Source organism: Limnohabitans sp. Rim8, assembly GCF_945869175.1.
Lineage (GTDB): Bacteria > Pseudomonadota > Gammaproteobacteria > Burkholderiales > Burkholderiaceae_C > Limnohabitans_A.
On record NZ_CAMBNZ010000094.1, the window covers coordinates 1 to 11,081 of the forward strand.

General features: G+C 58.1%; 10 protein-coding genes and 2 pseudogenes. All 12 read right to left on the reverse strand.

From position 1 onward, the window contains the following. On the reverse strand, positions 1 to 410 hold a 410-nt coding region (locus Q0O19_RS12345), incomplete at its 3' end, for a twin-arginine translocation signal domain-containing protein (protein ID WP_295523419.1). Between the two features lie 43 nt (positions 411 to 453). Further along, positions 454 to 660, reverse strand: coding sequence for a formate dehydrogenase (locus Q0O19_RS12350; RefSeq protein ID WP_295523421.1), 207 nt, complete (start codon positions 658 to 660; stop codon positions 454 to 456). 231 nt (positions 661 to 891) lie between these two features. After that, complete coding sequence (locus Q0O19_RS12355; protein ID WP_295523423.1) at positions 892 to 2,844, reverse strand: TRAP transporter large permease subunit; 1,953 nt, start codon at positions 2,842 to 2,844, stop codon at positions 892 to 894. Next, complete coding sequence (locus tag Q0O19_RS12360; RefSeq protein ID WP_295523424.1) at positions 2,844 to 3,467, reverse strand: TRAP transporter small permease subunit; 624 nt, start codon at positions 3,465 to 3,467, stop codon at positions 2,844 to 2,846. Before Q0O19_RS12360 ends, Q0O19_RS12355 begins: the two co-directional genes overlap by 1 nt. Before the next feature lie 66 nt (positions 3,468 to 3,533). Beyond that, the gene (locus Q0O19_RS12365) at positions 3,534 to 4,667 is read right to left on the reverse strand and encodes a C4-dicarboxylate ABC transporter (RefSeq protein WP_295523426.1); all 1,134 of its coding nucleotides are present in this window, start codon (positions 4,665 to 4,667) and stop codon (positions 3,534 to 3,536) included. 145 nt (positions 4,668 to 4,812) lie between these two features. Beyond that, positions 4,813 to 5,439, reverse strand: a complete 627-nt coding sequence (locus tag Q0O19_RS12370) for a molecular chaperone TorD family protein (protein ID WP_295523428.1) — start codon at positions 5,437 to 5,439, stop codon at positions 4,813 to 4,815. Between the two features lie 8 nt (positions 5,440 to 5,447). Then, positions 5,448 to 7,595: a 4Fe-4S binding protein gene (locus Q0O19_RS12375; protein ID WP_295523429.1), complete on the reverse strand. Its 2,148-nt coding sequence runs from the start codon at positions 7,593 to 7,595 to the stop codon at positions 5,448 to 5,450. Beyond that, the gene (locus Q0O19_RS12380) at positions 7,522 to 8,139 is read right to left on the reverse strand and encodes a DUF3306 domain-containing protein (protein WP_295523431.1); all 618 of its coding nucleotides are present in this window, start codon (positions 8,137 to 8,139) and stop codon (positions 7,522 to 7,524) included. The genes Q0O19_RS12375 and Q0O19_RS12380 overlap by 74 nt, the downstream gene beginning before the upstream one ends. Continuing rightward, entirely contained in the window at positions 8,136 to 8,711 is a 576-nt protein-coding gene (locus tag Q0O19_RS12385) for a DUF3305 domain-containing protein (protein ID WP_295523433.1), read from the reverse strand. The genes Q0O19_RS12380 and Q0O19_RS12385 overlap by 4 nt, the downstream gene beginning before the upstream one ends. A gap of 8 nt (positions 8,712 to 8,719) precedes the next feature. After that, positions 8,720 to 9,164: pseudogene (locus Q0O19_RS12390) on the reverse strand (hypothetical protein); the annotation flags it as partial. 58 nt (positions 9,165 to 9,222) lie between these two features. Beyond that, positions 9,223 to 9,564: pseudogene (locus Q0O19_RS12395) on the reverse strand (NAD(P)H-dependent oxidoreductase subunit E); the annotation flags it as partial. Positions 9,565 to 9,570: 6 nt separating this feature from the next. Continuing rightward, positions 9,571 to 10,881: a benzoyl-CoA 2,3-epoxidase subunit BoxA gene (gene boxA / locus Q0O19_RS12400; RefSeq protein ID WP_295523435.1), complete on the reverse strand. Its 1,311-nt coding sequence runs from the start codon at positions 10,879 to 10,881 to the stop codon at positions 9,571 to 9,573. Between the last annotated feature and the right edge of the window lie 200 nt (positions 10,882 to 11,081).

The following is an 11,081-nucleotide window of genomic DNA, read 5'->3' on the forward strand; positions in this document are numbered from 1 at the left end:
ATGGGGTAGCGCAGGCGGAACTCGCCGTGACCGTGCTCACGGATGGCCGCACCCTTGGCGCAATGCGCACCGAGGTTGATCGGTGAATCGAACACGGGTTCCTGGCGCACCCAAACACCGTTTTCCACCACCGCGTCGATGGCGCAACCCACCGAGCAATGGGTGCAGATGGTGCGTTTGACTTCGACCTTGCCCGCGCCCGTGATGGACTTGGCGGTGGCGGCCTGCGCTTTTTGAACCAAGCTCAGCTGCGATGCGGCCAAACCCACACCGACGCCCAGACCTGAGCGTCGCAAGAAACTGCGGCGGTCCAAGGTGGGCAAAGCCTGCGACAAACCACGGCGCAAGCTGTGGATGAAGGGGGATGAAGTGGCACCCGTGGTGCTGGAGGTTTTTTTGGTCAGCAACATGGAGGGCTCCAGTTGGGGAAGAACAGGAAAGAGAGAAGAAAAATCAGACGCGGGTGGTCTTGTAGTACTGCTGAACGTGCTCGCTCAGGGTGTAACCTCCGCCACGTGTGGGCTTGGGCAAGGCTGTGACCGCTGGCGCGGCTTGCTTGACCACACCCGGCAAAATGGCGGTGGCTGCAGCCACAGCGCCCACCGTCGCAGCACCCGAAAAAAGGCTGCGACGCGAAATAGCGGAAGTTTTGGAAGACATCAAAGACTCCTGAAAGTGGGACACGGCCATGGTTCAACAAAACATCGGACCTAGGCAATGAATTGCATAGATCATCATAGCGTCTGCACAGCAGGGTTTCGGTGTAAAAACCCTTACTTTGGATCGATTCGCGTTAAAAGCGCGACAAGCCCCGCATCCGAAGGTCGTCAAAAAAACGCCCACACCCACTGGGCAAGCCAATGAGTGTGGGCGACCGCACAAAGTCTCGAATTACTTGTACAGAACTTCAGGCAACCACATGCCGATGGCCGGGAACATGTAAAGCAGCACGATCGCAAAGACCTGGATGGCCATGAAAGGCAACATGCCTGCGAAGATCTGGTTCAGCGTGACATGCGGTGGGCTCACGCCCTTCAAGTAGAAAGCCGCCATGGCCACGGGTGGGCTGAGGAAAGCGGTCTGCAGGTTCAAGGCCACCAACAAGCCAAAGAACAGCGGATCAATGCCAAAGTGGGGCAACAAGGGGATGAAGATCGGCATGAAAATCACAATGATCTCGGTCCACTCCAAGGGCCAGCCCAACAAGAAAATGACCACCTGCGCCAAAATCATGAACTGCACTGGCGTCAAGTCCATGCCCAACACCCAGGTGTTGATGATCTCCTGACCACCCAGCAAAGCAAACGCTGCAGAAAAGATGCTGGAGCCCACAAACAACCAGCACACCATGGCGCTGGTTTTGGCCGTGAGGTAGACCGATTCGCGCAGCACCACATAGTTGAGCCTGCGGTAAGAAGCAGCCAGCAACAAGCCCCCCAGCGAACCCATGGCAGCCGCCTCGGTGGGTGTGGCAAGACCAAACACAATGGTGCCAAGCACCGCCAAGATCATCAGGGCCAGTGGGAAGAACGAGCCCAGCAGCATCTTGAAAATTTCAAGGCGTGCAAAACTGAAGTAGGCATAAAAGAGCGCCAGTGCCACCGCACAGCTGGCCAAACCAATCCAGAACGATGCGGGTGCTTCTTGGCGCTCACCTTGAACTGAAGTTTCGGCAGACACACTGGCAGCAACAGCCGGGGCCGCCTCTTTAGGGGTCTCTGCAGCTGGAGCTGCATCGGCCTTTGTCTCTTCGCCAGAAGCAGGAGGTGTTTGCAAGCCATCGGCTTCAGGTTCGGCCAAACCACTGACACTGGCGGACTCTTCCGAAGTCTCAGCCGAATCTGCCAGTTCGCCACCCATGGCCACCACACCTTCCACCGCCTCGACAGGCAAAGGCGCTGTAACCTTGAAATAAATGGTTCCCATGATCGCGGCCACCGCCAAAGCGGGCAGCAAAGCAATGCCCAGGTGGTTGAGCAATTCCCGCATGGGCACTGCCGCATTGCGCTTGCCTTTGATCGCACCGATCAAGCCGGGCAGGACATTGTTGCTGATGTCTTTGGACACCACTTGAGCAAACGCAGGCAAAGGAACAATCCGGTCTTCAGCCGACATGGGCGGTGCCATGCTGGGCTTGATTTTGGCAACGATGACCACATACAAGACGTACAGAGTGGCCAGCATGATGCCAGGGAAAAATGCCCCAGCGTACAACTTGACTACCGACACACCCGCCGTCGCGCCATAGACGATCAGCATGACCGAGGGTGGAATCAGGATGCCCAGACAACCGCCGGCAGTGATGGCACCGGCCGACAGCTGCACGCTGTAACCGGCGCGGAGCATGGCGGGCAGCGCCAGCAAGCCCATGAGCGTAACCACCGCGCCCACAATGCCTGTTGCTGTAGCGAAGATGGCACAGGTCACGATGGTGGCCACTGCCAGTGAACCTGGCACACGGGCCATGGCCAGGTGCATGCTCTTGAACAGTTTCTCAATCAAGTTGGCGCGTTCAATCAGGTAACCCATGAACACGAACAAAGGAATCGAGATCAGCACGTCGTTGGACATGACCGAGTAGGCGCGCTGCACCATCAAGTCCAAGGTCTGTTGAACGGCTAAATCGGGGTTTTGTGTCTTGTAGGCGATCCAAGCGAAGATCATCCCCATGCCCATCAGGGTGAAGGCGGTGGGGAAACCCAACATGATCGCCACCACCACCAAAGCCAACATCAACAAGCCCAAGTGACCATTGCTCATCTCGGACGGAGCCGGCAACAAAACGAAGGCCGACAACACGACCAAGGCCATGATCGTCAGGCCAAACCAGACTTCTTTTTTCATTATTTACTTCCCTTGCCAGCCGTCACCAGCGCACCGAGTTTGGCGATGTCTTCGTCTTTCACGTTGACCATTTCTTTGAGTTTTTCGACGTCGACTTCATCGACGTCATCACCGCGCTTGGGCCATTCACCCTGCTTGATGCACACAATGCAACGCACAATTTCAACCAAACCCTGGGCGAACAAGAAAGCGCCGGCAATCGGCAAAATGGTTTTAAAAGGGTAAACCGGCGGTCCGTTGGCCGTGATGTTGGAATGCTCGTTGATCGCCCAGGATTCTGCTGCAAAACCGTAACCCGCCCATGCCAGTGCAAAAACACCTGGGATGAAAAACACAATATAAAGAATCAGGTCCAACCAAGCCTGCAGGCGGGGCGGGAAAAAGCCATAAAGGACATCGCCGCGCACATGGCCGTTCTTGGACAAGGTGTAGGCACCCGCCATCATGAACAGAGAGCCATACATCATGCTCATCACATCAAAAGCCCAGGCATGCGGGCTGTCCAGCACATAGCGTGAGAACACTTCCCAAGAGATCATGAATGTCAGCGCCACGATCAGCCAAGAAAAAAACTGACCGATCCAGGTGCTGACTTTGTCAATAAAGAGCAACAAATTTTGCATTAGGTAACCATATAAATGAATCAGCCATCCAGGAGACCTGGATGGCTGTGTAAAGCGCTTAAAAAATTAACCTTTTTTCGCTGGTGCCGCTTTGGCTCCAAAGAAGTGGTTCACAGCCATGCGACGGCTGATGTTGGTGTCCTGATCCCACTTCACGGCACGTTGTGCAAAGGCACGCTGAGATTCCACGATTTCTTTGAACAATGGATTTTCTGCAGACTTCTTTTCAACAATCTCAGTCCAGATTTTCAGCTGGTCTTGCAAAATGGCATCGGGTGTCTTGTAGAACTTGACCTTGTCCTTGGTCTGCAACTCGATGTAGTCTTTCGAATAACGGTCGATGGCTTTCCAAGACATATCAGCTGAAGAAGCTTCTGTAGCGATGGCAATGACCGACTTCATCTTGGCAGGCAGTGCGTCGTATTTGGTCTTGTTGAACATGATCTCAAACGTCTCAGCACTCTGGTGGTAGCTTTGCAGCATGCAGACCTTGGAGACATCGGGGAAGCCCAAAATGCGGTCGGAAGTGGCGTTGTTGAACTCAGCGCCGTCCAGCAAACCGCGGTCCATGGCAGGGACGATCTCCCCGCCTGGCAAAGCGTTCACAGCAGCGCCCATGGCGGTGAACAAGTCAATGGCCAAACCGTTGGTACGGAACTTCAAGCCTTTGAAGTCTGAAGACTTGGTGATCGGCTTTTTGAACCAGCCCAGTGGTTGCGTCGACATGGGGCCGTACAAGAATGACTGCACGTTGCCGCCAATGGAGGCGTATAACTTGGCCAACAACTCAGCGCCGCCGCCGTACTTGTGCCACGACAAAATCATGTTGGCGTCCATACCGAAGGCTGGACCAGAGTTCCACAAGGCCAAAGCGTTTTGCTTGCCATAGTGGTAACCCAAGACGCCGTGACCGCCATCCAAAGTGCCTTTAGACACCGCTTCGAGCAAGCCGAAAGCTGGCACCACAGCACCGGCAGGCAATACTTCAATTTTCAGATCACCACCGGTCATGTCGTTGACCTTCTTGGCGTAATCCAAGGCGTACTCATGGAAGATGTCCTTGGCGGGCCAAGTGCTCTGCCAGCGCATAGAAATCGGGCCAGTCTGGGCCGAGGCGATCATGGGTGCTGAGAGCGCGCCTGCGGCGACGGCAGCACCCTTGAGGAGGTTGCGACGGCGTGGTGTTTTGGTGTCGGTCAAAGTGTATCTCCAGTCGTAGTTAAACTTACAAGCGTGTGAATTTACCGCTTGGTCGCAATTATGGGATAGGACCGTTGAATGGTTCTAAGTAAAAACCCGGATCAAATTTGGCATTAATTTCAAATGCCCAGGCAAATAATTTCAATCAAGCCACCAAATCAAAACCCTGCAGTTCTACGCTGACAAAGCTTTCTGTGAAAACCGCCAGACTGCCGTAGAACACCGCCCGGGGGTGGGCTTGCAAGGTCTGACACAGCGCTGGCAACCAGGTCTGCACATGGAGGTTAAAAAAGGCTTGCTGACGCGTCAGGTTGGATACCGCCACATCGTCGCCCGCAATCAAAAAACGCATGACTTCAAAGACATAGGCCACATGGTCTTCGGTTTCAGACATGCCTTCGCTGCGGCCCAAGCCCAGTTCGGCCAAGTCGTCGCGCAAGCGCACCAAGGGTTTTTCGTTCAGAAAACCACTGAGGTAGTGCGAGCCAAACAAATACACCTCGGGCTTGCCCACACCGCCAAACAAGCTGTTGAACTCGGCTGAAATTTGGGCGTGACTCAGGCTGCGGGCACTGGCCACCAGATTGCGCCAAGGCTCCTCCAAAAACCCGCCCGCATCGGGCGCTTGGGTCACGGCCACTTGAAGTTGGCCAAGAAGTTCGGGGCTCGGCGCAGCGTAAAAGAGTTGGGACAGCAAACCATAGATTTCTGCGCGGGCAGTTTCTTCATCCAGCGCATGGCTGTAGGCGGACAGGTTCAAGTCTTGGCTCATGGACAGGTTTATTGGGGTTTGGAAGGGTTGACGCCCGAAACGCGCGTCTGGTTTTCATCGGTGAACATGTCCACCACGCGGCAGTCCCCGCACATTTTCAGGCGTTCCAGAGCCGCGCCCTGGAACATGCTGTGCCCGGCCAGACGCCCGAGCATGGCTTCGATGCCTTTGAGCGTACCGAAAGGTTTGCTGCAACGGATACAAGCGAAAGGTGGGCTGCCGTGCAACACACGGACTTGTGTTCGTTCTGGCACGAGTGAGAGCCGGGGCTGCAAGGTGATCGCGTTTTCCGGACAGGTCTTGGCACACAGGCCGCACTGGACACAATTTTTCTCAACAAAACGAATTTCGGGCTGCAGTGGATTGTCTTGCAAGGCCGACGATGGGCATGCCCCCACACAGCTGATGCACAGCGTGCACTTGTTGCCATCGACCACGATGGTGCCCAGGGGCGAACCGGCCGCAGGCAGGTCCAATGCTTTGGGGCGGGTGATCTCATCTTGCGACATCACAGGCGACTGGGCCATCAAGTGGTCGATGACCAGCTCCAGGTTGCTGCGCTTTTCGGCTTGAACCGCATGGCGCGCGGCGACGGCCGGGCCTGTGGGCAAACTCGCCGCCTTGAGGCTGCGGGCGGCCAGGCGCTGCAAATCAGCGTCCAAAGACATGGCGGTCTTGGCTTCGATCAACTGGAAATGCACCCCGTTGTAGCCCAAGCCGTTCAACAGACTTTGGGCCACGGCCATTTGCTCCATGAGGGCAGCGCGGTATGGCGGTGCCTCTTCGGCGGTGATCAGCACCATGACCTGGCGCGCGCCATAGGCCACGGCCGACAGCCATAACTCCAGCCCCACACTGGCCGTATGCCACAGCGCCAAGGGCATCAAGCGGGCAGGCACGCCCTGCATGACGCCCAGCTGCGCGCCCCGACCCAGTTCGTCGATCAGGGCCTGGCCTTTGTCTTGGCTGTGTATCAGCAGCGCGGCATCGCGCCCACCAGCAGCCTGGTAGGCCGAAAGCAATGCGCGGATCTTGGCGCCCTGCTCTGCCGGTCGCGGGTAAGCGTAAGTCAGGGCCCCAGTCGGGCAAGCCGTGGTGCAAGCACCGCAGCCCACACACAGATTGGGGTTGACCACGATTTGTTGGCGGCTTTTGTCCGAACGCACAGCCTCAGCCGAGCAAATGTCAATGCAGGCACTGCAGCCGACTTGCTCATTGCGGCTGTGGGCACACAACTTTTGCTTGTAAGCAAAAAAGCGGGGCTTTTCAAACTCCCCCACCAGTTCGCGCACCTTGAGCAGGGTTGGCAAGTCTTGACCGTCCCAACGGAAGTAGCCCTGCGGCAAGGCATGCGATGTGAAAGTGGGCGTGGCTTTGTCGCCACGCAAGTCCAGCACCACATCGAAGCGCTCGGATTGAGGGCGTGCGTCCCGTGTGAAATCGATGGCCCCTGCGGCTTCGCACACCTTCACACAGTCGCGGTGCGATGAGCAGCGCGACAAATCGACTTGGTAATCCAAGCCAATGGCCTGTTCGGGGCAGGCGGCCACACAGGCGTTGCAGCGGGTGCACAGGTCCAAGTCGATCGGGTTGCTGGTGTCCCATGACACCTCAAAAGCCCCCAACCAGCCCTTCAGGCTTTGCAATTGCCCAGCCACGACCGGAAAGCGGCGTTCTTGGCTGCCCCCACCCTGGCCCGGACCTTGCGCAAAAATGGTGACCTGCATGGCGTCAGCCAAAAAGCTGGCAGCGCGTTCGGCGGCATCGATGGCACCGATGATGAGCACACGGCCTTCGCTTTTGTAGGTGACGGTGGTCACCGGCTCGGGTTCGGGCAGGCGGGCTGCGGCCAACAAAGCGGCCATCTTGGGCGTAGCGTGTGCGGCTTCGCGGCCCCAACCACCGGTTTCGCGGATGTTGACAAAACGGATGGGCGAAATCGCCCCTTCGGTTTGCTCGGCCAACTCAGAGAACAGTCGCTTTTCCTGGGTGCAAGCCACCACCACGGTCTCGCCGGTTTTCACGGCTTTTTGAAAATGCCCCGCCTCGCGGCGGCACAAAGTGGTGTGCAGGGTCAGGTTTTCACCCAGTGCTTGGCCCAAGGCTTGGGCTTGCAGGGGCATCGTTTGGTTGCAGTTGCAAATCAGGGTCGTCATGTTCTGTCGGTGCGGAGACTGGCAGGGCCGAAGGGGGCTGCGTTGTCGGTGTAGGGTCGGTGAGGGATTGAGGAGACTTTGCCACAGTTGGCGGGTCTTCTGGCGCATCCGGGTCTTTGGGCGTGAACAAGCCCAACAATTGGGCACCCACCATCTTTTCCAGCATGCCAGCGGGCAAAGGGTCGGGGGTGTTGTAGTCACCAATGTAAATGTCCAATCCGTCCATCACATTGAAGTGCGGGTCGGTGAAGAGTTTTTTCATGGCCGCGTTGCGCACTTCGCCGGGCACACCTTGGCGCATGAAACCCTGAAATTCAGCAGAAGGGGTCAAGTGCTCCACATCCGCCATCGTCGGCAGTGGCTCTTTCGGATCTGCTGGCGCAGAGGCGGCGTGTTGCTCAGCCGAAGCGGCCACGGGGCTGGCAGGCGCTGTGGCTGCATGCACCGGCGTTGCGACCGAAGGGGTGGTTAGGGTTGTGCCCAGCTCTTCGGTCTCCAGACCTTGCTTGCGCCGAGACCAACGGCTGAAGAAATTCTCACTCATGGGGTGGGCCTTGCGCCCTTGCGTTTGCTGTCGGTGCTGACCGACACAGGCTGACCAAACCGATCGGTCAGGCGCTGAAAGCTCTGGGGACGCTGGCGTTTTTTCTCTTCGGGCACAAAGTGCTGCGCTGCAAAAGCTTGCATCCACGCCACCACCTCTGCTGCCACCGGAATGGTTTCGACGGTTTCCTGGGCATCCAACCAGCGACCAGCGTCGTGGTAGCTCAGGCTCACGGCTTGAGGGACGGCCACAGGTTCGCTGCCGTCTTCCGCGTCAATGTGTCGCCACATGACAAAGAAACAAGGGGCAGGTGAGGTGGCGTTGAGCCAATAGCCTTCCGCGTCATCTTTGAAAAGCGCCACGGTCCAGTTCGGGTAAAGCCAGATCGCTTCATGGTCGCTTTGACGCAAGCAGCGCGGCTCAGCGCCAAAACTGGCCTTTTGGGGCACCACATCCGCAAGCACCCAGCGCCAGGCCTGCCAACGCGACATGGGGCCTTGCACTGGCTCGCGTCGCATGAGAACAGCGACGTCAAATTGGGGGCGGGCAGAAAGCTGAGGCGGCAGGGTCATGCGCCGCATTATGCGGTGAGCGCAGCCTCCACTTGCACAGCGCAGTATTTGAACTCCGGGATCTTGCCAAACGGATCGAGCGCCGTCCAGCACCGTGGCGCGCCGCGTCATGCTGCCCGTGTGCCAATGCTCCAACTGCCGTCCTGTGATCAGCACCATCGGGTACTCGTCATCGGGCTGCTCGTTGGCCGGGATCAAACCCGCCGGCACCAACCGCACCCGGCCATCCTCCGTTGGAAATTGGTCGTGAAAGACGATGGGCTGGCCCGGATCGTCGGCGTTCACGCAGGGGTAAGTGACCGAGCCTGCATTCAAGCGCGCCCAGTCGATGCCCCCAATGACCGGGGCCATGGCCTGTCGCATCTCCTCGTACACCGCAGCCACCCCATCGTGCTGGCCTGTGTAGGGCCAGTTCAGGCCCATGCGCTGCGCGATCTGCTGGATGACCCACAAAATCGTTTTGCAACTGGCGCAGCAAGCTGTCCCCGCCGGCCAAACTGCAACTCACACTGTCGCAAACCCGCACGGTGATGCGGGGTGCGCATTCGGTGTCTTTGATGATCTCGAAGTGGTGGTAGAAAGAAGCGACCTCGAAGACTTCCACCACGGACAGGCGCATTTCTGCGGCCAAAGCCACGATGTGGCGCTCGAACAGCGCTCGGAAATGGTCATTCAGCGCATGCAGATGCTCGATCAGCAGATCCCGACGGTGGCCCTGCACAGGCGCTGTCCCGATCAGGGTGCGCACCTCCTCCAACGCTTGCGCCTTGGCCTGCCGCCCTTTGAGCTGCGAACGCGGTGGACGCAGTTGCTGGCGAACTTGGTCCAGACCGATGTAGGCGGTATTCGCCATACCCGATCAGTACGTCTCGAGGTGCAAACGGCCTTCTTTTTTGAGCGCACCACCGATGGCTTCCCAGTCCAGACCGGCGTTCTGTGCAATGTCGCGCAGCGCCATGACCACGCCCTCTTCCATGCTTTTGAGACCACACACATAAAAACAGGTGTTCGGGTCCTTGAGCTGCACGGCGATGTCAGCGGCACGGTCACGCAGTGCGTCTTGCACATAACGCTTGGGCTTGCCCACTTCGCGCGAGAACGCAAACTCGGTGTCGATGAAGTCCTTGGGCAGGTTGTTGAGCGGGCCAAAGTAGGGCAGCTCGGCTGGGGTCCTTGCACCAAAGAACAGCATGAGTTTGCCGCCCTCGAACTTGCCACTGGCCCGCAGTCGGCGACGCCATTCGGTCATGGCCCGCATGGGTGCAGAGCCGGTACCCGTGCAGATCATGACGATGTTGCTCTTGGGGTGGTTGGGCATCAGGAAGCTCGCACCAAATGGCCCGATCACCTGCACCTTGTCACCGACCAACAGGTCGCACATGAAGTTGGAGGCCACACCCCGCACGGCTTGGCCGTCGTGGTCTTCGAGCACGCGCTTGATGGTGAGCGACAGGTTATTGTGACCTGGGCGCTCGCCGTTGCGTGGGCTGGCGATCGAGTACTGGCGTGCATGGTGCGGCTTGCCGTTGGCGTCCACACCGGGCGGGATGATGCCGATCGACTGACCTTCCAACACCGGGAAAGGCTGGTTGCCAAAGTCCAGAACGACATGGTGGGTGTCGTAGTCTTGTTGACCGTCTTGCTTGCCCACCTCGGTCACACGCAAGTTGCCCGCGACCGTGGCGGTGATGGTTTTCTCTGCGGCTTTGGGGCCATAGAGGTTGGTGTAGGCGTGGGCTGCAGACCACGGAGGAATGGTCGCGCCAAACTGAGCAGAAATGAAACCCGATGCAACAGCGGTGCTGACCGCCGATGAAGAGGACGCTGCAGCTTGCACAGCCGCTTGGGCTTGTGACTGGGCAGCACCGTCATCGCCCGTGGCCTCTGCCAGTTCTTCTGCGCTGAGTTCTGCGGGCAGGTCGTACCACTTGAGCTGTTCTTCGATGCTGTAGGCCCGGGCCTTGGGCACCATGCGCCAGTTGTCAATCGAGCCTGTGGGGCATGGCGAGATGCAGTCCATGCACAGGTTGCAGATGTCGGCCTTGACCACGTAGTTGAGCGAGTCGTGCGTGATCGCGCCCACCGGGCAGATCGCTTCACAGGTGTTGCAGCGGATGCAAATTTCCGGGTCGATCAGGTGTTGTTTGATCAGCGTGGCTTCGGTGCTCATGTCTTGGATCTCTTGTGTTTTTACGTTTTTTGCATCTGGTCTGCGTGGTCCGCAACGTTGTGGCTTGGGGCCGGGCGCCTCATGCTGGGGTACCAGAAATCGGCGCCCGGCCCCAAGCCATGCCGTCGCTCTTTGCCAGTTTTAACCTCGGCAGTCTACCGGTGTTTGTGCGCTTGACGCACCCATGCAGTTGACAGAGA